This window comes from Streptomyces silaceus (assembly GCF_001419745.1).
GTDB lineage: Bacteria > Actinomycetota > Actinomycetes > Streptomycetales > Streptomycetaceae > Streptomyces > Streptomyces silaceus.
In genome coordinates this window covers 1-20,757 of sequence record NZ_LIRJ01000100.1, presented here as the reverse complement: position 1 = coordinate 20,757, position 20,757 = coordinate 1, and the positions used below count along the sequence as shown (strand labels likewise).

21 protein-coding genes are annotated in these 20,757 nt (G+C 72.2%); 11 read left to right on the top strand and 10 right to left on the bottom strand.

Going from position 1 to position 20,757, the window contains the following annotated elements:
* The 5 genes from AOK22_RS11640 to AOK22_RS11620 form a co-directional block, all read left to right on the top strand.
* The coding region (locus tag AOK22_RS11640; RefSeq protein ID WP_055698527.1) for a LuxR C-terminal-related transcriptional regulator at positions 1-548 on the top strand (548 nt) is incomplete at its 5' end.
* Positions 549-604: 56 nt separating this feature from the next.
* Positions 605-1,531, top strand: coding sequence for an ABC transporter ATP-binding protein (locus tag AOK22_RS11635; protein ID WP_055698525.1), 927 nt, complete (start codon positions 605-607; stop codon positions 1,529-1,531).
* A complete protein-coding gene (locus tag AOK22_RS11630) occupies positions 1,528-2,322 on the top strand; it encodes an ABC transporter permease subunit (RefSeq protein WP_055698524.1) in 795 nt (264 codons plus the stop codon). Before AOK22_RS11635 ends, AOK22_RS11630 begins: the two co-directional genes overlap by 4 nt.
* 215 nt (positions 2,323-2,537) lie before the next feature.
* A complete protein-coding gene (locus AOK22_RS11625) occupies positions 2,538-2,759 on the top strand; it encodes a hypothetical protein (RefSeq protein WP_055698523.1) in 222 nt (73 codons plus the stop codon).
* Between the two features lie 190 nt (positions 2,760-2,949).
* Complete coding sequence (locus AOK22_RS11620; RefSeq protein WP_055698522.1) at positions 2,950-3,147, top strand: antitoxin; 198 nt, start codon at positions 2,950-2,952, stop codon at positions 3,145-3,147.
* Positions 3,148-3,206: 59 nt separating this feature from the next.
* Here AOK22_RS11620 and AOK22_RS43855 read toward each other — a convergent pair whose 3' ends face one another.
* Entirely contained in the window at positions 3,207-3,584 is a 378-nt protein-coding gene (locus tag AOK22_RS43855; protein ID WP_341845567.1) for a hypothetical protein, read from the bottom strand.
* On the opposite strand from AOK22_RS43855, the gene AOK22_RS42630 reads away from it, so the two are divergent.
* Complete coding sequence (locus AOK22_RS42630; RefSeq protein WP_244164739.1) at positions 3,576-4,166, top strand: MmyB family transcriptional regulator; 591 nt, start codon at positions 3,576-3,578, stop codon at positions 4,164-4,166. The genes AOK22_RS43855 and AOK22_RS42630 overlap by 9 nt on opposite strands.
* On the opposite strand, the gene AOK22_RS11605 is transcribed toward AOK22_RS42630, so the two are convergent.
* The 6 genes from AOK22_RS11605 to AOK22_RS11580 form a co-directional block, all read right to left on the bottom strand.
* Positions 4,079-6,214 carry an ATP-binding protein gene (locus AOK22_RS11605; RefSeq protein WP_055698520.1) on the bottom strand — a complete coding sequence of 712 codons (2,136 nt, stop codon included), beginning with the start codon at positions 6,212-6,214 and terminating at the stop codon, positions 4,079-4,081. The two genes, AOK22_RS42630 and AOK22_RS11605, sit on opposite strands and share 88 nt — an antisense overlap.
* A gap of 156 nt (positions 6,215-6,370) precedes the next feature.
* The gene (locus AOK22_RS11600) at positions 6,371-7,201 is read right to left on the bottom strand and encodes a phosphotransferase (RefSeq protein WP_055698519.1); all 831 of its coding nucleotides are present in this window, start codon (positions 7,199-7,201) and stop codon (positions 6,371-6,373) included.
* 56 nt (positions 7,202-7,257) lie between these two features.
* The gene (locus tag AOK22_RS11595; protein ID WP_079036495.1) at positions 7,258-7,845 is read right to left on the bottom strand and encodes a nucleotidyltransferase domain-containing protein; all 588 of its coding nucleotides are present in this window, start codon (positions 7,843-7,845) and stop codon (positions 7,258-7,260) included.
* Between the two features lie 52 nt (positions 7,846-7,897).
* Complete coding sequence (locus tag AOK22_RS11590) at positions 7,898-9,064, bottom strand: alanine--tRNA ligase-related protein (protein WP_055698518.1); 1,167 nt, start codon at positions 9,062-9,064, stop codon at positions 7,898-7,900.
* Positions 9,065-9,410: 346 nt separating this feature from the next.
* Entirely contained in the window at positions 9,411-10,823 is a 1,413-nt protein-coding gene (locus AOK22_RS11585) for an amino acid permease (protein ID WP_055698517.1), read from the bottom strand.
* Between the two features lie 124 nt (positions 10,824-10,947).
* Positions 10,948-11,520: a dihydrofolate reductase family protein gene (locus tag AOK22_RS11580; protein WP_055698516.1), complete on the bottom strand. Its 573-nt coding sequence runs from the start codon at positions 11,518-11,520 to the stop codon at positions 10,948-10,950.
* A gap of 231 nt (positions 11,521-11,751) precedes the next feature.
* On the opposite strand from AOK22_RS11580, the gene AOK22_RS11575 reads away from it, so the two are divergent.
* Positions 11,752-12,669, top strand: coding sequence for a universal stress protein (locus AOK22_RS11575; protein WP_055698515.1), 918 nt, complete (start codon positions 11,752-11,754; stop codon positions 12,667-12,669).
* Positions 12,670-12,720: 51 nt separating this feature from the next.
* Here the strand turns inward: AOK22_RS11575 and AOK22_RS11570 are convergent, their stop codons facing one another.
* Positions 12,721-13,329 carry a TetR/AcrR family transcriptional regulator gene (locus tag AOK22_RS11570; RefSeq protein WP_055698514.1) on the bottom strand — a complete coding sequence of 203 codons (609 nt, stop codon included), beginning with the start codon at positions 13,327-13,329 and terminating at the stop codon, positions 12,721-12,723.
* Positions 13,330-13,456: 127 nt separating this feature from the next.
* Between AOK22_RS11570 and AOK22_RS11565 the strand changes: the two genes are divergently transcribed.
* The 3 genes from AOK22_RS11565 to AOK22_RS11555 all read left to right on the top strand — a co-directional run bounded on the left by AOK22_RS11565 (position 13,457) and on the right by AOK22_RS11555 (position 17,429).
* Entirely contained in the window at positions 13,457-14,908 is a 1,452-nt protein-coding gene (locus AOK22_RS11565; RefSeq protein WP_055698513.1) for an amidase, read from the top strand.
* Between the two features lie 138 nt (positions 14,909-15,046).
* A complete protein-coding gene (locus tag AOK22_RS11560; RefSeq protein WP_055698512.1) occupies positions 15,047-17,128 on the top strand; it encodes an ATP-binding protein in 2,082 nt (693 codons plus the stop codon).
* Positions 17,129-17,165: 37 nt separating this feature from the next.
* A complete protein-coding gene (locus AOK22_RS11555) occupies positions 17,166-17,429 on the top strand; it encodes a hypothetical protein (protein WP_055698511.1) in 264 nt (87 codons plus the stop codon).
* Between the two features lie 29 nt (positions 17,430-17,458).
* Here AOK22_RS11555 and AOK22_RS11550 read toward each other — a convergent pair whose 3' ends face one another.
* Positions 17,459-18,373, bottom strand: coding sequence for an SAM-dependent methyltransferase (locus AOK22_RS11550; RefSeq protein WP_055698510.1), 915 nt, complete (start codon positions 18,371-18,373; stop codon positions 17,459-17,461).
* A 183-nt stretch (positions 18,374-18,556) separates the two neighbouring features.
* Between AOK22_RS11550 and AOK22_RS11545 the strand changes: the two genes are divergently transcribed.
* Positions 18,557-19,501 (top strand): AraC family transcriptional regulator, encoded by a 945-nt coding sequence (locus AOK22_RS11545; RefSeq protein WP_055698509.1) that lies wholly within the window; start codon positions 18,557-18,559, stop codon positions 19,499-19,501.
* Positions 19,502-19,523: 22 nt separating this feature from the next.
* Here AOK22_RS11545 and AOK22_RS41380 read toward each other — a convergent pair whose 3' ends face one another.
* Positions 19,524-20,498: a helix-turn-helix domain-containing protein gene (locus AOK22_RS41380; protein ID WP_055698508.1), complete on the bottom strand. Its 975-nt coding sequence runs from the start codon at positions 20,496-20,498 to the stop codon at positions 19,524-19,526.
* Between the last annotated feature and the right edge of the window lie 259 nt (positions 20,499-20,757).

Sequence of the window (20,757 nt, the reverse complement as noted above, 5' to 3'; positions counted from 1 at the left end):
CCGACGTGGTCCTGATGGACATCCGTATGCCGGGCGTCGATGGCATCGAGGCCACCCGCCGCATCGCCGCCGACCGCTCCCTCGACGGGGTCCGGGTCGTCATGCTCACCACGTACCAGGTGGACGAGTACGTCTTCGAGGCGCTGCGGCACGGAGCGGCGGGCTTCCTGATCAAGGACCTGGAGCCGGACGAGCTGCGCCAGGCGATCCGTACGGTCGCGGCCGGGCAGGGCCTGCTGGCGCCGGCGGTGACCCGCTCGGTCGTCGAGGAGTTCGCCCGCCTCAAGGCGCCCGAGGCCGCCGGGGCGCGGCGGCTCGCGCCGCTGACGGAGCGGGAGCGCGAGGTCATGGCGCTGGTCGCGGCGGGGCTGAGCAACGACGGGATCGGCAAGGAACTGCTCATGAGCCCGCTGACCGCGAAGACGCACGTCAGCCGCGCCATGACGAAGCTCGGCGTCCGCGACCGGGCGCAGCTGGTCGTCCTCGCGTACGAGACCGGTCTCGTGCGCCCCGGACAGCTGCGGCGGGGACTGCTCCCGGGGGAGTAGCGGCCGACTCCCGGCGGCGGATGTCCGATCCGCCCGGCGTTCATAGCGTCAGGAACATGATCGAGGCAACGGAACTGACCAAACGCTACGGCGACAAGACCGCCGTCGACGGGCTCTCCTTCACCGTGCGGCCGGGCCGGGTGACCGGCTTCCTCGGCCCCAACGGCGCGGGCAAGTCCACCACCATGCGGCTCGTGCTCGGCCTGGACGCCCCCACGCGCGGGCGGGTCACCGTGGCGGGCCGCCGCTACGGCGACCTGCGCGCACCTTTGCGCACCGTCGGCTCGCTGCTGGACGCGAAGGGCGTGCACGGCGGCCGGACCGCCTACCAGCACCTGGCCGGGCTCGCGGCGAGCAATGGTCTGCCGCACCACCGCGTCGACGAGGTCCTGGAGCTGGTCGGGCTGCCGCCCGCCACCGCCCGCAAACGCGCCAAGGGCTTCTCACTGGGAATGGGGCAGCGCCTGGGCATCGCCGCCGCGCTGATCGGTGACCCGGAGATCCTCATCCTCGACGAGCCCGTCAACGGACTGGACACCGAGGGCATCCGCTGGATCCGCGACCTGATGAAATCCCTTGCCGCGCAAGGGCGTACGGTCTTCCTCTCCAGTCACCTCATGAGCGAGATGGAGCTGACCGCCGATCACCTCGTCGTGATCGGCAGGGGACGCCTCCTCGCCGACACCACGGTCCGTGACTTCATCGCCTCCCACTCCCGCGCCCACACCTACGTGCGGGCCCCGGAGGCCGACCGGCTGCGCGCCCTGCTGGAGGCCAAGGGCGCGGACGTCCGGCTCGACCCGCGCGGCGGCTGGCGTGTGAGCGGTCCGGACGCGGTCGCGATCGGCGACCTCGCCCGCGATCACGGTCTCGCCGTCCACGAACTGTCGCCGTCCCACTCCTCGTTGGAGGAGGTCTACACGTCCCTCGCCCAGGACGCCGCCGAGTACACCACCCCCACGACCACGGAGGCCCTGCGATGAGCCCGAGCGACAGCCTGTTCGCCCCGCCGCCGGCCGGCAGCCCGCGCGCCGCCCTGCCGGAGCAGGTCGCGTACGAGTGGATCAAGTTCCGCAGTGTGCGCTCCACCGTGTGGACGACGGTCGCCACGGCCCTGGTCCCCGTGCTGGGCGCGGTGTTCGTCGCGGCGAGCAGCAGTCTCCAGCCCGACGACACCGTGCTCGGCGGCAGCCTCACCCTCACCGTCGTCGCCCAGATGCTCGCCGCCGTGACCGGCGCGCTGGTGATCACCGGCGAGTACGGCAGCGGCACCGTCCGCACCACGCTGGCCGCCAATCCCCGCCGCAGCACGGTCCTCGCCGCCAAGGCGGCGGTCCTCGCGCTCGTCACCTACGGTCTCGCCCTGGTGTCCTGCTCACTCGCCTACGCGGTCGGCGGCGCGATGCTGCCCGACGGTACGTACGCGCCCGGTGAGCCCTGGCCCGCCCTGTTCGGGATCGCCGCGTCCTTCTCGGTGGCGGCCTTGCTCGGGCTCGCCATCGGCACGCTCGTGCGGCACTCGGCGGGCGCCGTCACCACCGTGATCGGACTGCTCCTGCTGCCGTCCCTCTTCGGGCCGCTGTTCGGGGACGCGCGGCGGTGGATCGCCGGCCTGTCGCCCACCGCCGCCCTGGAGAAGCTGACCCAGACCTCCGACGCGAACGCCGAGGCGGTCGGCAGCCTGGGGCCCTGGCCGTCGCTCGCCCTGGTCGCCGGGTACACCGTGATCCTGCTCCTGCTCGCGGGGACGGCGTTCCGTCGACGGGACGCGTGATGCCCGGACCTCGTGGCGAGTGGTCTGTGCGGAATCCGGCCTCGACGGGGTTAAAGAGTCCGCAAAACCCCCACGTCAAGGGCGAGTTCGCGACGTGCCGCAGCGGGTTTCGGCCTATCTGCCGCCCGCTGGGCCGAAGGGCCTGTCGGGGCCCGTCGCCGGGCCTAATCTTCTACACGCATGTAGAAGCACGGTGGTCATTCCAGGAGGAACGCGTGGCGACGATCGACCTCGACAAGGTGCTGGACAAGGCGTGGGCCGACAAGAGCCTGCCCGAGATTCTGGCCGCTCCGGTGGCGGCGCTCAAGGGGGTCTCGGACCGGGACGGGGAACTGCTCGACGAGGCCTTCGGGGTGAAGACCGTCGCCGATCTGGCCGACCTCAAGTACGCGCGGTGGGCCCGCGCGTTGGCCGAGCTGGACACGACGGCCAAGTAGGCGGGCCGCCTCATGCCGGTGCCGTGGCCTCCGCCCCGAGGCCGCGGCACCTCCTCGTGACGGCGCCTGGTGCGGTTTCGTCAGTTACGCGCGGTGACATAGTATTTGCCGCATATAAGGATGGTGCGTCTGCGGCGGCAGCCATCGTCCGAGGTATCTGAATCAGTTCAACGTGGAAGCGAGTCGGTGCATGTTCGACGCCCTGAAGAACCTCAAGGACAAGGCGGAAGACCTCGCGGGGGAGCACGGGGACAAGGTCTCCGGCGGGCTGGAGAAGCTGGGCGACTTCATCGACGGCAAGACCGACGGCAAGCACAGCGACAAGATCGACACGGCGGTGGACAAGGCCCAGGGCTACGTCCAGAAGCTGGGTGAGCAGAAGAGCTGACCCGGACGCGGCAGCGGGCCTTTCCCGCCCCGGAACCACGAGTCGACGCCCCGCCGCGCTCACGTACGCCCGGCGTCGTCGAACCGATGGATCCGCCGCTCCTGGTCGAACGACGCCCGGCCGGGGTCGCCGGTCCGGGCGAACGCGACCCACGCGGCATGCATCTGCTCGGCCAGCGCGAGGGGCGGTTCGGCCGCGCCGAGCAGCCCGTGCGGCCCACGCAGTGCCGCGAGGCCGAGCCGGTCGAACACGAACGGGAGTTCCACCGTGTGCGCGGCGCCGAGCAGGCCGTCGACGGCGGGGGAGCGCCAGGCGAACTCGTAGACGTGGGCCCGGCCGTGCGCCTCGGCGCCGCGCGGCGGCAGCGGCCCCTCAGACGCCCTCCGGCCGAGCGTGTCGACTCCCTCACCCGTGACCTGCTGCGTTCGGTGGGGCACACCCCGGCACTCGTCCTCGGCCGCCGCACCGACGTACTGGCCTGGAACGCCTCGGCGCACGCCCTGCTCGCCGGCCACCTCGACCCCACCGCGCCCGACCGTCCGGAGGAGCGGCCGAATCTCTCCCGCATGCTGTTCCTCGACCCGCACACCAGAGATCTGTACGTGGACTGGGAACGCAAGGCGCGCGCGGTCGTGGGCAGTCTGCGGCAGGTCGCCGGACGCCATCCCGAGGACGCGCTCCTCGCATCCCTGGTCGGGGAACTGTCCATGGCGTCGGCCGAGTTCGCCGCGCTGTGGGGCGACCACCGGGTCCGGCCGTGCAAGGCGGACGCCTACCGGCTGCGGCACCCCCTGTGCGGCGAACTCACGGTCACCCAGCAGATCCTCGTGCCCGCCCGTTCTCCCGAGCAGTCCCTCGTCCTCGTGACCACGGGGGCGGAGGATTCCGGTGCCCAGGACGCGCTCGCGCTCCTGGCGACGGGCTCAGGCCGTCAGTCGGCCGGATCCGGAGACGGTGGGGAGAGCGGGGACATGTCACCCAGCACGCGGGCGGTCCCGAGGTCGAGGTCGGTGTCGTAGCCGGTGCGGAAGCCCGCCTCGTAGGCGGAGTCCCCGAGGGCGGCGCGGGTCCGCTCCTCGCAGGCGCGGCGGGCCGCGATGAACGAGGGGATGCCCGCCTGCGACCGGCCCAGGGTGTCCCAGACCCGCTGGGCCAGGCCGAGCAGCCAGGCCGCCTGGTGGCTGCTGCCGTCGGCGGCCATGGCCTGGGCCAGGACGTCCAGGGCCATACCGCTGCCCGTGCCGTCGCGCAGCCGGTGCTTGACCCGCAGCGAGTCGCGGGCGTACGCCCACGCGACGTGCGGCCGTCCGCGCGCCAGCTCGGTCTGGGCACGCACGAGGTCCCCCCAGGCCCGCATGCAATGCTCTCCGTGCCGCTCGCAGACGGCGCTCAGCTCGTCCAGCAGATCCATGGCCGCCTCGAAACGGCCCGCGGTGACATGCGCGTGAGCGCCCATCACCAGCGCGAACAGCGGCATGAAGGTCAGCGGCCTGCGCCGCCACGGTGTGGCCAGCAACTCCTCGACCAGGGACGCCAGCCGCGCCGGGTCGCCCCGCATCGCCGCCACCCGGAGCTCGGCGGCCGCTGCCTGCGCCCGCTCCCTCTCGCCGAACCGCGCGGCCAGGGCGGAGCACTCGGCGGCCCGTTCCTCGAGGCCGCTCAAGTCGCCCAAGTAGAGGAGTACGTGGCTGGCGATGTACAACGCCTGCACCCGTGCCGGGCTGGGGCCGGTGTCGGCGGCCAGCGCCCGGTTCACGTAGTGCTGACCCTCCTTGGTGAAGCCGCAGCCGTACCAGAAGAACCACAGTGAGCCGACCAGTTCGAGGGCGGCGTGGTCCTGGAGGCCGTCCGGCGCCGAGAGCGCGTACTCCAGGGCGGCGCGGAAGTTGTCGTGCTCGGCGGTGCCCCGGTCGTACCAGGCGTACTGGTCGGGCCCGATCCAGGCGGCGCTGCCCGCGCGCGCCACACCCAGGTAGTGGGCGAGGTGCCGACGCCGGAGCTCGTCCTCCTCGTCGAGGCCGCCCAGCCAGCCGGCGCCGTACTCACGAATGGTGTCGAGCATGCGGAAACGCTCACCGGCCGCGGTCGGCTGCCAGGTGAGGACGGACTTCTCGGTGAGTGCTTCCAGCAGGGCGGGGATCTCGTGCCCGGGCAGGTGCGTGTCGGCGCACACCTGCCGGGCCGCCTCGGCGTCGAACCCGCCCGCGAAGACCGACAGACGTGCCCAGACAAGGCGCTCGGCCGGGGTGCACAGCTCATGGCTCCAGCCGATCGCCGTGCGCAGCGTCCCGTGCCAGGGCGGTTCGGCCTCGCCCACCACGTCGTCGAGGGTGCCGAGGACGGCGTAGCGATCCTCCAGGCGCTCGATCAGATCGGCCAGCGGCAACTCGCGCAGGCGGGCGGCGGCCAGCTCGATGGCGAGGGGAAGACCGTCCAGCCGGCGGCACAGGCGGACGAGCTCCGCCCGGTTGGCGTCGGTGACGCTGAAGCCGGGCACCACGTCGGCCGCGCGGGCCGCCAGCAGGGCGACCGCGTCCGTCCCCGCCGTGGCCTCGTCGGCGGCGCTGTCGGACACCGGGAGCGGCGCGACGTCCAAAAGCTGCTCCGCGATCATGTTCAGCGGGCGGCGGCTGGTCACCAGGATCCGCAGCCCCGGCGCGCCTCGCAGCAACGTTTCGGCCATCAGTGCGCACTGGTCGATCAAGTGCTCGCAGGTGTCGAGGACCAGCAGCGCCTCGCGGTCCGCCAGGTACTCGACCACGACGTCCAGCATCGGGCGCGTCGTCCGGTCCACCAGCGGCAGCGCCTCGGCGATGGTGTGCCCGAGCATGACGCCGTGCCGCAACGGGGAGAGCTCCACCCACCAGGCGCCGTCCCGGTAGGACGGCTGGGCCTCGGATGCGGCCCGCAGCGCGAGCCGTGTCTTGCCGACGCCGCCGACGCCCGTCAGCGCGACCAGTCGCGCCTCCTCGAACAGCCTCCGGATCTCCGCCAGTTCGGTCCGCCGCCCGATCAGCTCCGTCGTCTCGACCGGAAGATTCCCTGTGCGCGGCCTGCGCGTGGCCATCGTCCTCCCTGTTCTCGGTCACCAACCACCTGGGCCGAAGGGCAGTTTGGCGAGTACCGCCGCAGGGCGTGACGGGAAGAGGGAAAGAGATCGAATATGACGTGATCGGACCGTGCCCGCTCGGCGCCGGTGCTTGTGCTGTGACCTCTGGGCCCCTCAACTCAACAGGGCAGTCGTGAACGTCTCGCGGTGTGCCGCCAGCCATTCCTCGATGCGGTCCCAGCGCTGCCAGCCACCGCTCTCGGACAGTGCCCGGGTGTAGGTGGGGTCGCCGTCGGCCACTCGGTCGGCGACGAAGGCCCGGCAGGACGCGGTGGCCTGTTCGACGACGCGGGGCAGTTCAGCGCGCTCCTGCGGGGCGAGGCCGTAGCCGTCGGCGAGGATCCGCAGTCGTGCCGGGGCGTCAAGCCCCGTGGGAAAGGAAGCAGCCGCGGACGTGGGATCGAGCAGGGGAATCCAGTAGCGGGCGGTCATGGCGACGTCCCACACCGGTCGGCCGGGGGCCGCCAGGTCGAAATCGATCAGAGCTATGGCATGGCCGTCGCGGAAGACGACGTTCTCCAGGCACACGTCGTTGTGGCACAGGATCGTTCCTCCCTCCGGATCGGCCAGGGACCGGGGCCATTCGGCGGATGTGTCAAGCGGGATGGCCGCGCCGGCGTCGTGCAGGCGCCGCAGCAGTACTCCCACCGATCTCAACGCGGGCTCGGTCGTCGCCCAGCGTGGAAACGGCGGGAGGGCGACGTCGCCCGGGATGAAGGTCAGCTGCTCGCGGCCGTCCGCGGTAAGACGGATCGGCTTCGGAGCCGCGTCGAACCCGTGCTCTTCGAGCGCGCGGAGATGGGCATGGAGGGCGCGCGCGGTGGGCGGCGCCGGGCGTTCCACCAGAGCACCGTGGCGGATGACCGCGCCCGTGTTCATCATGCCCCCGACCAGGGCCTCGCTCTCCGTGGGCGGATTGGTGAGGGTGCGCTGATCGTTCGTCATGCCTGGTCGAACACCGGGCGGGGGCGCGGTCATTCCGGCAGTGGGCGGGCGTGAGGTCATTCCGCCCCTGGACCCCGATGGTTCACTCCGCTCCGCCGCTCGTCCGCGCCCCGCTCATCCTGCGCGGCCAAGGCGGCCTCCAGCCGGGCGATGTCCTCGGCGTCCTTGGCCCGGCGGGGCATGCCGGGTACCCACTGCGGCGTGAGGCGCTTGATGTCGATCTGGCCTCGCGGACCGACGATGGGGCAGGTGAGACCGGCGAGACGGCCGGGAGTCGTACCGGGCATGGCCTCGGGCCACGCGGTTCCGGCCCACGGGCCGCCCGCGACCTCGGCCTGCCCGGCCGCGTCCCTGGAGAGCAGCGTGAAGCTGCTCTCCAGACCGTCCTTGACGTAGTCGAGCTGCTGTTCGGGCGGTGACGCGCCGGTCGCCTCGTACCCACGCGCCGGCAGGGCGTCGGTCAACGCGCCCGCGCCCGAGTCCCAGAGGAACCAGTCGATGTCCTCGTGGTCGCGCGTGATCTCGCCGAGGAAGAAGTCCATCGCCCACCCGCCACGGAGCCACACGCTGATCCCGTGTGCCTCGGCCACGTCCATGACCTCGGTGATGAGCCGCAGTTGCCGGTCGGCGCGTTCCCTGTCCACGGTCGGCGAGGTTACGCGGCGGGCCGGGGACCGAGGTCCCCGGCCCCCGGGTTCACCCCTCGCGCAGGCCCAGGACGAGCTCGCGCGGCAGGCCGTGCGTGTCGTGGAGGTAGTGCAGGTCCTCCTCGCTCAAGCTGCCCTGGAAACGGGGCTTGGCCAGCACCTGCCGGCCGCGCTCCAGCAGCGTCCTGAACCGGTGCTCCTCCTCGTGCAGCACACGGCGGACGTCCCCCGGCTCGTTCTCCTGACGGAAGTGGTCCCGGGTGTGCAGGAACAGCTCGTCCGGCAGGTCGCCGATCCCGCGCGAGGGGTCGTCGCGCCACAGGACGGTGAGGGCGCGCCTCACGAGCCGGCGCAGTACGTATCCGCGGCCGGTGTTGCTCGGTCGTACCCCGTCGCCGATGACCACCATGGCCGACCGCAGATGGTCGCAGACGAGCCGCAGGGAGGACTCGTCCAGCGGCCACAGCCCGGGTACGAGACGACGCCACGGGTCGAAGACGTCGCACTCGAAGACCGACGAGCGGCCCTGGAGGAGCGAGGCCAGCCGCTCCAGGCCCAGTCCGGTGTCGACGTTGCGCTGGGGCAGCGGCACGAGCGAACCGTCGTCGAGCCGGCGGTGGCGCATCATCACGTGGTTCCACACCTCCACCCAGCGGTCGTCCTGCGTGGGCGTCGACCGCGGCGGGGTGTCGCCGGTCCACAGGAAGAACTCCGAGTCGGGGCCGCACGGGCCGGTGGGGCCGTTGTCCCACCAGTTGTCCTCGACGGTGAACTCCACGGGGACGCCGAGGTCCTGCCACACCTCCAGGGAGGCGGTGTCCGGCCCGAGCTGCTCGTCGCCGCCGAAGACCGTGGCGTGCAGCATGCCCGGATCGATGCCGAACCCCTCGGTGAGCAGCTCGTATCCCCAGCGCAGGCTCCTCGGGCCCTCGTAGTCGCCGAGGGACCAGCTGCCGAGCATCTCGAAGACGGTGAGATGGGTGGGGTCGCCGACCTCCTCCAGGTCCGTGGTGCGCAGACAGCGCTGTACGTTGACCAGCCGCTTGCCGAGCGGATGCGGCTGCCCCTCCAGATAGGGGGTGAGCGGATGCATGCCGGAGGTGGTGAACAGCACGGTGTCGCCGGGCGGGGGCAGCAGGGTGGATCCGGTGATGCGGCTGTGCCCGCGCTCTTCGAAGTACTCGATGAACGTGCGGGTGACCTGGTCGGTGTTCATGGTGCTGGCTCCTTCGCGGGGCGCACAGGGCGCCGGACAACGGATCCGCGCGATCACCGGAGTCAGGGCGGGAGAGCCAAGAAAACCATCGGCGGCCGTTTCCGGTCGCCGATGGTTGGAAGAGAAGACGTCAGGCGGCGGCCGGCGAGCTGGTCGCTCGCGCGGTCGCGGTGGTGCGTGGGCCGGTGACGTTCATGGGGCCGACGATAACGCGCACGCCGGGCGCGGGGCGAACGATTTACGGTCGCCGGCCCCGGGACCCCTGAGGCCTCCAAGCCCCCCGAGGTCCCCAAGGCCTCTGACGTCCCCGGGGACCCGAAGACTCGACGCCCCAGGCCCCCTGCGCCTAGTCGGAGACCCCGTCCCTCCGGCGCGCCGCCGTCCGCTGTCGCGCGTACCCGACGGCCGCGAGCGCGATGGTGAGGCCGCTCGTCCAGGCCAACTGGCCGCGCGTGCTGGGCTCGACCGCCATCAGGACGAACACGGCCGTCATGCCGGCGAGCGCCACCCAGGTGAGGACCGGGTAGCACCACATCCGCACCGTCAGCTTCTCGGGCTCGTCGCGTTCGGTGCGGCGGCGCAGGATCAGCTGGGAGACGGCGGTGAACATCCAGACGACGAGGATCACCGCGCCGATCATGTTCAGGAGCCACTGGAAGATGTCGTCGGGCCGCCAGTAGCTGAGCAGGACGCAGAAGAAGCCGAAGGCCGACGACGCGACGACCGCGCGGCGCGGCACACCGGACGAGACGCGGCCGAGCGCCGCCGGACCCTGCCCGCGGGAGATGAGGGAGCGGGCCATGCGCGAGGAGCCGTAGATGTTGGCGTTCATCGCGGACAGCAGCGCGATCAGCACGACCACGTTCATGATCTGGCCGGCGCCGGGGATGCCCAGCTGGTCGAGGGTGGCGACGTAGGGGCCCTTCTCCACGACCTCCTTGTCGTTCCACGGCACCAGCGTCACGATGACCAGCATCGAGCCGATGTAGAAGATCGCGATCCGCCACATCGCGGTGCGCACGGCGCCCGCCACGCCCTGGACCGGGTTCTCGGACTCGGCGGCGGCGATGGTGACGGTCTCCAGGCCGCCGTACGCGAGGACCGAGGCCAGCAGGCCGATGATCAGGCCCTCCGTGCCGTTGGGCATGAACCCGCCGACGCCGGTGAGGTTGCCGGTCCCGGGGGAGTCCGCGCCGGGCAGCACACCGATGATGGCGAGCCCGCCGATCACCAGGAAGAGCGTGATGGCGCCGACCTTCAACGCGGCGAACCAGAACTCGAATTCACCGAAGTTCTTCACCGCCGCCAGGTTCGAGCCGCAGAACACCGCCATGAACAGCGCGACCCACGCCCACTCCGGCGTGCCGGGCAGCCAGCCCGTCATGATGTGCGCGGCGCCGAGGCCCTCCAGGCCGACGCCCATGCACAGCATCAGCCAGAACGACCAGCCGGCGGTGAACCCCGCCCACGGGCCGATCGCGCGCTCGGCGTACACGGAGAAAGAACCGGAGGCCGGACGGGCCGCGGACATCTCGCCGAGCATCCGCATGACCAGCATCACCAGCAGGCCGGAAGCCGTGTAGGCGAGGACGATCGAGGGACCGGCGGCGGCGATGCCCGCGCCGGATCCGACGAAGAGTCCGGCACCGATGACACCGCCGAGGGCGATCATCGACAGGTGCCGCTGCTTGAGCCCCTTGGAGAGCTCCGGTTCCGGGGTCTCCGGCGGCCGGGAAGGGGCGGTAATCGTGGGAGGCATGCGGTCAAGTCTGGATAACTCGTTCGCATGGTGAGAGCGGTGTCCGATATCCGAACACCGCGCCTACCTGCGGTGATCATCCGTACGCGCTGAGTGCGACGCTTTCGCGGGAGCGTGTGAGTGCTCAGTGGACGACGTCGAAGACCTGCTTCTGGAGGCCGTTGGAGTAGACCTCGTGCTCGATGAGCTTGAGGTGCTGGGTGTCCTTGTCGGTGGTGCTGAACAGGCGCTTTCCGGCGCCGAGGAGGAGGGGGTAGACGAGGAGGTGGTAGCGGTCGACGAGGCCGGCGTCGGCGAGAGCGCGGTTGAGGGTGGCGCTGCCGTGGACGATGATCGGGCCGCCGTCGGTCTGCTTGAGGGCGGCGACGTCGTCGAGGGTGCGCAGGATGGTGGTCTTGCCCCAGTCGGTGACCAGGTCGCCGTCGGTCAGGGTCGAGGACAGCACATACTTCGGCATGTCCTTGTAGTGGGCGAAGTCCTCCATGGAGGGCCAGACGGGGCTGAAGGCCTGATAGCTGACCCGGCCCAGGAGGACGGCGGTCGCCTCTTCCTGTTCGCGGCCCTTGATCTCGAAGGCCTCGGGGACGAATTCGATGTCCTTGAAGGTCCATCCGGCGTTGCGGTAGCCGGGCTCGCCGCCGGGGGCCTCGACGACGCCGTCGAGCGAGACGAAAGCGGAGGTGATCAACGTACGCATCTGAAGCTCCTGGTGGTCCTGTGACGGTCTGTCGGCTCATCCCGTCGGTGCTCGCGTGCCCCGGTCTCATGTCCGGTGCGCATCAACTGCCACTAAGACCGGGGGCCGCGCGGAAACTCACCGGTGATTTCACCGCGGATCGCGTCGGTTTTCGAGAAGCAGACCATGTCCGCCGCCCATCCGGGCCCTTCGCCCCTGCCGTACGGCCGTCGCCGGGCACAGGATGGGATCATGAACAGCCTTCCAGTCATCACCGCCGTCGATGGATCCGACCACAGCCTCAGGGCCCTCGAATGGGCACTGGCCGCCGCCCGCGGCCGGGACACGGAACTCCTCGTCGTCCATGTCCGGAGCGACTACGTGAAGGCGCTCCCGGTGCCCGGCACCCCCGTCGTGATGCCTCCCACGGACCAGGTGCCCGCGCTCGTGGCGGTGCGGGACCTGCTGGAGGGGCGCGACGACCTGCCGCCCGTGCGCTACACCACCCTCGACGGAAGCCCCGCCTCCGCGCTCGTGGCGCTCAGCGAGCAGGCGCAGCTCCTGGTGCTCGGCTCGCGCGGACGGGGCGGCTTCACGAGCCTGCTCCTCGGTTCCGTCAGCCGCGCGTGCGCCGCGCGGGCGGCCTGCCCCGTGGTCGTCGTGCCCCATGCGGCGCGCACCGAGGGCACCGGGGCGGACGGCGGGCACGGCCCGGTCGTCCTGGGGCTCTCGCCCGACGAGACCGCCGACGCCGTCGTGGAGTTCGCCTTCGCGCAGGCCTGCCGCCACAAGGCCCCGCTCCAGGTGGTCACGACGTACACCGTGCCGCTCTCCACCCTGACGCTGATGGGCGGGTACATCGACGGGGCGGCGAGCGACGGCGGTCCCGGCGTCGAGGAAGACTTGCGGAAGGCGCAGGACGAACGGCTGCGTCCCTTCGTCGAACGTCACGCGGACGTCGCCGTCGAGCAGGTGGTCACCGCCGCCGACGCGGCAGGGCGCCTCGTCGTCGCCTCGCAGTCCGCGGGCCTGCTCGTGGTCGGCCGGCACCGGCGCCGCCTGAACGCCGACTCGTTCCTGGTCGGCTCGGCGGCCAACGCCGTGCTGCTGCACGCCCACTGCCCGGTCGCCGTGGTGCCGGCGCAGCCCGCGCCCGAGGCATCGGCCTGACGCTGCGCCCCGCCGGGGGCCGGGCGAGAGTCCCCGGCGGTCCTCACTTCGTTACTTCACTGGAGGGCTCGGCGCACGCTCCACGATGGCCTCGACGATCCTCATGAGCCGGTCGCCGGTCCGGTCGATGCTGCCGTTCTGCGTGCTGACCTGCGCGCCTTCCAGTACGAAAGTGATCTCCGCCGTGGTCTGCTCGGGGTCCGGCAGCCCGGCCTCGGTGCACAGGGCGACCAGCCTGCGGGTCTGGAGGGCCTTGTGCCGCTCGATGACCTGCCGCGCGGGGTGCTCGCGATCGGGCAGCTCGGCCAGGGAGTTGATGAACGGGCAGCCCCGGTACGAGATCCGCGGCAGCCCCTCGGCGATGAAGCGGGCCAGGCCCAGGATCTGCTCCCCGGGCCGGCCGGGGAACTCGGCCTCGACCCGGTCGAAGGCCGCCTGGTAGTCGGCGGCGACGATCCGCAGCCACTCCGCGACCAGAGCGTCCTTGGTCTCGAAGTGGCGGTAGATCGCCATCTTGGTCGTCTCGGCCCTCTCGGCGATCGCCTGGACGCCCACCCGACGGATCCCCTCGCTCTGGAAGAGCTCCTCGGCCGCGTCGAGGATGCGCTCACGAGGCGGCAGCGTCGCCACCCTGGTCGGCCTTCTGGCGGTCGATGGCATGGATTCTCCGAGGCGTCCGGATCGGATGAGGGGCTTGCGGCCTCTGCTACGGTACCAGTCCGTCCCGCACGATACCGATCGGTATCGTGCGGGACTGATGCGTATCTTTCTCTGTCCGGGAGGGGCTGTGAGGATTTCCGAGTACGTGCGCCACGACGCGGTCGGGCTCGCGGAGCTGGTGGCCGACGGCGAGGTGACACCCGCCGAACTGGAAGCGGCCGCGCGCGCGGCGGTCGAGGCGGTCAATCCGTGGATCAACGCCGTCGTCGAGACCTGGCCGGCCGACGACGAGCCCCGGCCCGGCAGCGCGCCGCTGGCCGGTGTCCCCTTCCTGATCAAGGACATCGGCGTCTCCATGGCCGGGCGGCGCATGGAGCTCGGCAGCCGCCTCGCGGCCGGACACACCGCGCGCGCCGACTCCGCCCTGATGCGGCGCTTCCGCCGCGCGGGCCTCGTGACGTTCGGGCGCACCACGACACCGGAGATGGCCTACAGCACCACGACGGAGCCGGTGCTGTACGGCGCGACCCTCAACCCGTGGTGCCTGGAGCGGAGCGCGGGAGGCTCCAGCGGCGGCGCGGGCGCGGCCGTCGCCGCGGGAGTCGTCCCGGTCGCCCACGCCACCGACGCCGCGGGGTCGATCCGCATCCCCGCCGCCTCCAACGGCCTCTTCGGGCTGAAGCCCACCCGCGGCCGCGTCTCCTGGGGCCCCGACTTCGACGAGATGTTCAACGGCCTCGCCGTGCACGGTGGTGTCAGCCGCACGGTGCGCGACAGCGCGGTCCTGCTCGACCAGATCCGCGGCCCCGAGCCCGGCGACCCCTACTTCGCCCAGGAGCCCGCCCGGCCGTACGCAGAGGAGGTCGACCGCACCCCGGGCGCGCTGCGGATCGGTGTCCTCGCCCAGCCGTGGGGCGGACACCGCACCACCACCCCGGTGGCCGACGCCCTCGCGCGCACCCTGCGGCTCCTCGAGTACCTCGGCCACCGGGTGGAGGAGGTCGAGGTCGACCTCGGCGTCGACTGGGAGGAGTTCCTCCTGGCCAACGCCCGTCAGTGGACGGCGAATCTCACGGCCCAGGTCGACGAGCTGGCCGAGGCCCTCGGCCGGCCCGTCGACTCCTCGACCCTCGAACCGCCGATCCTCGCCAGCTACCACTACGGGCAGCGGGTCAGCGGCGCCGAGTTCGCCACCGCGCTCACGGTCCGCAACCGCGTCGCCCGGAACCTGGCACGCTTCTTCGACGGTCACGACATGCTGCTCACCCCGACCCTGCCGGATCTTCCGGTGCCGCTGGGCACGCACGGAGAGGGCGCGGAGGCGCTGGACGGCCTCGGCTGGCTGCGCCGCCTCTTCGACGTCTCGCCGTTCAACGCGCCGTTCAACGTCGCGGGCACGCCCGCCATGTCCGTGCCGCTGATGTCCGACGCCGGGACGGGGCTCCCCATCGGCATGCAGTTCGCCGCGGGGTACGGACGGGAGGACCTCCTCTTCCGTCTCGCCGGGCAGCTCGAACAGGCGAGTCCGTGGTCGGGCCGCACTCCCGTGGTGTGGGCGGGCAACCGTCTGGATCACTGAGGGGCGCGCCGCACCCCTGTCGGCCGAGGGCCGCCGCTTCCGCGGAACGCCACGTCAATCGGTGTGAAGGCGTCAGCAATTCGAGGCAGGAACACGTAACCGACCCGCGTCGGCGGGCCGGCGGACCAGACTGGTGGAGTGGTCGCCTCCCTTCCCGAAGAACAGACGAGTTTCGTGGGCCGCCGGGCCGATCTGGCACGCCTCGACCAGGCACTGACGGAGCACCGGCTGGTGACCCTGACCGGAGTCGGCGGAGTCGGCAAGAGCCGGCTCGCCCTCAGGAGCGCCCGGCGGGTCTCGACCGCGACGGCCTCCGGGCGCGGAACGGCAGCCGACGTCTGGTGGGTGGAGCTCTCGCCGCTCATGGGGGACCGCCTGCTCGTGTCCCGCATCGCCGGCGCGGTCGGCCTGGCCGACCACACGCTGCGGATGCCGGTGGAGGCCCTGTGCGCCTGGCTGGCCGACCGGGAGGGACTCCTCGTCCTCGACTCGTGCGAGCACGTGGTGTCGTCCTGCCGGGAGGTCGTGACGGAGGTGCTGGCGGCGGCGCCGGGCGTCAGGGTGCTGGCCACGAGCAGGCGGCGCCTGGGCGTACGGGGTGAGCGGGTGCTCGCGGTCGCGCCGCTGCGCCTGGCGGCCGCCGACGCGGACTCGGGCGACGCGGCGGGGGATTCCGACGCGCTGGACCTCTTCACCGCCCGCGCCGTCGAATCCGCCCCGGGAGCGTACGCCGCCGCGGTCGACTGGACGGCCGCCGCCGCACGGATCTGCGCCCGCCTGGACGGCGTCCCCCTCGCCCTGGAGCTGGCCGCCGCCCAGCTGCGGCGGCACAGCGTGGAGGAGGTCGCCGAGCAACTGCGGTACCGGCGTGCGTCCCTGCGGAGCGCATCAGGCGCTTCTGTCGTGCCCGCCCGCCACCGGGCCCTGCGCACCACCATCGGCTGGAGCCACGAACTGAGCACCCCGCTCGCCCGGCTGCTGTGGGCGCGGATGTCCGTGCTCCGCGGCGCGTGCGACACCGCGACCGTCCAAAAGGTGTGTGCGGGCGGCCCGTTGACGGAGGACGGCGTCGGCGCCGCTCTCGTGGAGCTGGCGGAGCAGTCGGTCATCACCTGGCGGTCCGGCCACTGGACCATGCTCGACACGGTCCGCGAGTACGGCCGTGAGTGGCTGCGGAAGCTGGGGGAGGAGCGGTACGCCGTGGACCGCCACGCCGCGTACTTCCTGGCTCTGGCGCGCGGAGCGGACGCAGCCTGGCTGAGCCGCGAGCAGCCGGCCTGGTACGGCCGGGTCTCCCTGGCCCACGCCGACCTGTGCGCCGCCCTCGATCACCTCCTGGTCAACGCGCCCGAGCGTGCGCTGGAACTGGCCGGGTGCGTCGGTTTCTACTGGAGCTGCTGCGGCCATCTCCACGAGGCCCGCGACTACCTGGAGCGCGGGCTCCTGGAACACGCCGACGCGGGTCCGGTGCGTACGAAGGCGCTGTGGGCGCTCGGCGTGGTGCTGCTGCTCCAGGGCGAACAGGAGGCCGCGGCACAGGTGGCGAGGGAGTGCGAGCAGGCCTCCGCGCACGACGTCGTCCCCGAGGGCCGCCTGGCGGCCGCCTATCTCGCCGGCCTCACCTATCTGATGTCGGGCCGCCCCCTGGTGGCCCTGCACAAGGCGGAGCGGGCCATCGCCCGGACTCCCGCCGGGGTCGTCGCCCGCTCCCCGTCCGGGATGCGGTGCCACCTCGTGCGGGTCTTCGCCCTGACGGCGCTGGGCGCCCTGGGCGACGCCGAGGAACTGGCGGTCGAGATGCGCGGGGTGTGCGAGGAGATGGGCGAGTCCTGGACCCGCTCGTACCTCGACTACCAGCTCGCGCTCATCGCGCTCTCCCAGGACCGCGCCCTCGACGCGGCACGGCACGCCCGCGCGATGCTCGCGGGCAAGCGGCGGCTCGGCGACCGGTTCGGGATCGCCCTGGGACTCGACCTGCTCGCGGCGGCCTGCGCGGCCCAGGGCCAGAGCGAGCGGGCCGCGTTCATGTTCGGCGCGGGACACGCCTTCTGGCGCACGGTCGGCCACCCCCAGCGCGGCACCCCCGAGCTCGCCCCCGTGCGCGAACAGGCGGAACGCACGGCACGCGCGGCCCTCGGCGCCGAGTCGTACGCCCTGGCCAGACAGCGCGGCGCACAGGACATCGAGTCGAGCCTGGAGGCGGCGCTGAGGGAGGGGTGAGGCGGCCGCCCAGGAGGAAATCCGGACCGTCGGTGCCGTGGTGCGCACGTACGGGCGGCCGTGCGGCGGGCGGTGTTCGGCGGCGTTCACGGACGACCGCCGGTACGCGATGGCGACCGGGTCGCCGTACGCCGACGCGCGCTGTCCGGTCGCGTACGACGACCGGGGCGACGCCGTGGCGACGGTGACGGTCTGGTCGGCCGGTCCGGGCGGGCCCGGCACCCTGGAGCCGAGGGACGTGCACCCGAACCGCCGTGGCCGCGGATACGGCAAGGCACGGGACCGACGCCAGGACGCCTGATGACCCGTGACGGACGCGGCGGGGCCGCGTCAGGCGGCGGGCTTGCTCAGCACGAAGACGTGATGGCCGAGGTGGCCGGTGGAGAAGGCGCACAGGTCCGGCATGAGCGTGTCCAGCCGGGCCGTGGTCTCGCGGCCGAAGCGGTCCAGGACCTCGTCGTGGCGGTCGTTGTAGAGCAGGCGCATCAACTCGCCGGTCATCACGACGTTGTGGGTGTCGTTCTCCACCCGCTCCGTGACGAAGCCCGCCGCCCCGGCCATCTCCAGGACCTCGCCCGGCGACACCAGCGGCCCGGTCGCCCACACCGCGTGGTAGACGTCCAGGTGCTCCCGGGTCGGCGTGCCCGCCTTCGTGAACTCGGTGAGCAGCAGCGGCGCGCCCGGCCGCAGCACCCGGAAGGCCTCGCGCAGCGCCCGCGGCCGGTCGTTCATGTGGCACAGCGAGTCGACGGCCAGGGCCGCGTCGAACGAGCCGTCGGGGTAGGGAAGCCGCATGGCGTCGGCGTGGTCGAACGACACCTGGGCGGACAGCCCGGCGGCGAGCGCCCGTTCGGTGGCCTCGGCGGCCTGACGTCGGCTGACGGTGATCCCGGTGACCTGCGCGCCGCTGCTCCGTGCCAGCCGCACGGTCGGGCCTCCCGTGCCGCAGCCGATGTCCAGGACCCGCCCGCCCGGCCGGGGGCGCAGAAGGCCGATGAAGCGATCGGTCTGCCGGTCCATGGCCCGGTTCGCCAGGTCGGTGAGCGTGGTCACCGGAGTGCGGTCGCCCAGCCCGTCGCGGTCGACGTCGTCGAGGCGTCCGTACGGCTCGGACCAACTCCCCACATGGATCGCGGAATCACCGAGAATCAGACTGAACAACGGCCCGAACTCGTCGTAAGTGGCGCCGACTTCCTCGGGTGACGGTGCCGTGACGAGGTCCTTCTGTGACTCGGCAGAGGTCATGCCCGCATCGTAGGGCGAGGGTGGCCGACGGACGCCCCTGCCGTGCATCAACGGCGGAAATTCGGCCCTGGCCACGCCTCGCCGCAGGAGTGCCCGAGCCCTGGCCGGAGGGGTGTCCGGTCGGATCGACGCGTTGGCCTATCGGCGGCGCGTTGTTAGCGTGCGGACACGGAGGTGACTTCGATGGAGACGGCGGTTTTCGACAGCGACGACCTGCAGGCCACGGAGGAGTATCTCTCCCGGGCCTTCACACCGATGACGATCAGCGGACGGCCGGAGAACGCCCGCGCCCGCGTAGACCACCGCACCGAGGGCGGGCTGACTGTGGACGAGCTGTCGTTCGGCTACACCATGTCCTATGACGCGGGCCCGCTGGACCGGCTCTGTCTGGTGTCCGTGAACGAGGGCGTGCACACCAGCGGCGACGAGGTGTGCGGGCCGGGCGAGACGTTCCTGGTCGCTCACCCCGGCCGCCCCTACCGGGGTGAGGTGCGCGAGGCCGACTATACCATCGTGTCGTTCGCCCCTTCTCACCTGCAGCGGACCGCGGCCGAGGGGCCCGGAGCCGTCCGGCTGACCGGGACCCGGCCTGTCGACGCGGAGGCCAACAGGGTGCTCCACGCGACCGTCGCGTACGTGCGGGACACGGTTCTGCCGGCCCACGCGAGCGCCACCGCGGATCATCCGCTGGTGGTGGGAACGGCGTTGCGGCATCTGGCGGCCGTCACGCTGACCTGTCTGCCCCATACCGACCGCCCGGACGCCGGACAGCAGGCCCGCACCGACAGCCGCGACGGCCATCCGGACACCCTGCGCCGGGCGCTCGCCTTCATCGAGGACAACGCCGCACGCGACATCGGGCTCGCCGAGATCGCCGCGGCGGTGTGCGTCACCCCGCGAGCGCTGCAGTACGCGTTCGCCCGGCACGCCGACACCACCCCCCTGCGGCACCTGCGCCGGGTGAGGCTGGACCGCGCCCACGCCGACCTCCTGGCCGCCGAGCCGAGCCGGGGATCGGTCACGAACATCGCGCTGCGCTGGGGCTTCGCGCATCAGGGGCGCTTCGCCGCCCACTATCGCGAGGCGTACGGCAGGGCGCCCGCCGAGACACTGCGGCAGCTCTCCTGATACGCCACGCCGAGGGGACTCGTCAGGCGTAAGGCGGCGGCGCGCGGAGGAGCGTCGTGGAGGGGCTGATCCCGTAGGCGGCGCGGTAGTAGGCGGCGAAGCGGCCCGGGTGGGCGAAGCCCCAGCGCAGGGCGATGTCGGTGACGGTGTCGGTGGCCGGGCTCGCGCGCTGGAGTTCGGTGTGCGCGCGGGTGAGGCGGACGTCGCGCAGATACGCCAGCGGGGTCGTGTCGAGGTGGGCGAAGGCGTACTGAAGGGCGCGGGCGGTGACGTGCGCGGCGGCGGCGACGTCGGCGAGCGTCAGGGGCTGTTCGGCGTGGGAGTGGATGAAGCCGATGGCCCGGTGCAGGGTGGTCGTGTGTCCGCGGGAACCCCGGTCGGGGCGGCGGGGCATGCAGCCGAGGAGGCTGGCGGACAGCAGCCGGGCGGAGGAGTCGAGGAGGAGGGAGGGCTGGCCGTCCTGCCAGGGAGCGAGCTCCAGCACGTTGTGCAGACAGGCCACCGTGGCGTCCAGGTGCTCTGCCGCGTCGCGGGCGACGGGGAGATGCTCGACGTCGCGGAACCGGCCCGGGGGCGGCGGGGCGTGGGGCTGTGTGGTGTCCACGACGGCGGCGTCCAGCCGCGTCGTCTGCTGCCCGTCGCCCGGCGCATCGGCCGGATCGTGGGGGTGGGGCAGGTCCCCGTGACAGACGACGGCGACGTTTCCGGCGGTCGGCGGCCGACGCATCGGCAGCCGTACGCCTGCCGGGCCCGCCGTCGCCGTGTCGTCGGCGTCGACGGGGGTGAAGCGCATGCACAGGGCGCCGAACGCCGGTTCGTCGTCGTCACGGGGGCGGGCGACGACGACCTCGTCGACGCTGACGGTGCCGACCGCGACGTGCGCCAGGGATTCGTTCTCCTGGCCGGCGCCCCGGAGCGCGATCCTTCCGTAGAGGTGGGTGAACAGGTGCGGGTCTTGTGGCGCGTTCACGGCGTTCACGGCGTTCACGGCGTTCACAGGCTGTTCCTGACACGGAGGGGCACACATGCGTGCGAGGACTGGACGGATTCCCGGGGGCGTGTCCTTCATGCATGCGCGGAGCTTCGCGCAGCCTCGGGTGGCGCCTCGCGTCGTGCGGAAGCGGCTCCTCGCGCCCCGTGTCCCGCTTCGTTAAACGGATAGGGAGGGCGCCTGCCTGGGACTTCAGGTATTCGTTCCGCGCGCTGCGAGGGGCCCGCGCGCGCGAGCATGCTGGCCGTGGCCGGTCCGGCCGCGG

Excerpts from the sequence above, each read along its gene's own strand:
- AOK22_RS11635 (WP_055698525.1), top strand. The coding sequence starts at position 605 with ATGATCGAGGCAACGGAACTGACCAAACGCTACGGCGACAAGACCGCC.
- AOK22_RS11630 (WP_055698524.1), top strand. The coding sequence starts at position 1,528 with ATGAGCCCGAGCGACAGCCTGTTCGCCCCGCCGCCGGCCGGCAGCCCG.
- AOK22_RS11620 (WP_055698522.1), top strand. The coding sequence starts at position 2,950 with ATGTTCGACGCCCTGAAGAACCTCAAGGACAAGGCGGAAGACCTCGCG.
- AOK22_RS11605 (WP_055698520.1), bottom strand. The coding sequence starts at position 6,214 with ATGGCCACGCGCAGGCCGCGCACAGGGAATCTTCCGGTCGAGACGACG.
- AOK22_RS11600 (WP_055698519.1), bottom strand. The coding sequence starts at position 7,201 with ATGACGAACGATCAGCGCACCCTCACCAATCCGCCCACGGAGAGCGAG.
- AOK22_RS11590 (WP_055698518.1), bottom strand. The coding sequence starts at position 9,064 with ATGAACACCGACCAGGTCACCCGCACGTTCATCGAGTACTTCGAAGAG.
- AOK22_RS11585 (WP_055698517.1), bottom strand. The coding sequence starts at position 10,823 with ATGCCTCCCACGATTACCGCCCCTTCCCGGCCGCCGGAGACCCCGGAA.
- AOK22_RS11580 (WP_055698516.1), bottom strand. The coding sequence starts at position 11,520 with ATGCGTACGTTGATCACCTCCGCTTTCGTCTCGCTCGACGGCGTCGTC.
- AOK22_RS11575 (WP_055698515.1), top strand. The coding sequence starts at position 11,752 with ATGAACAGCCTTCCAGTCATCACCGCCGTCGATGGATCCGACCACAGC.
- AOK22_RS11570 (WP_055698514.1), bottom strand. The coding sequence starts at position 13,329 with ATGCCATCGACCGCCAGAAGGCCGACCAGGGTGGCGACGCTGCCGCCT.
- AOK22_RS11550 (WP_055698510.1), bottom strand. The coding sequence starts at position 18,373 with ATGACCTCTGCCGAGTCACAGAAGGACCTCGTCACGGCACCGTCACCC.
- AOK22_RS11545 (WP_055698509.1), top strand. The coding sequence starts at position 18,557 with ATGGAGACGGCGGTTTTCGACAGCGACGACCTGCAGGCCACGGAGGAG.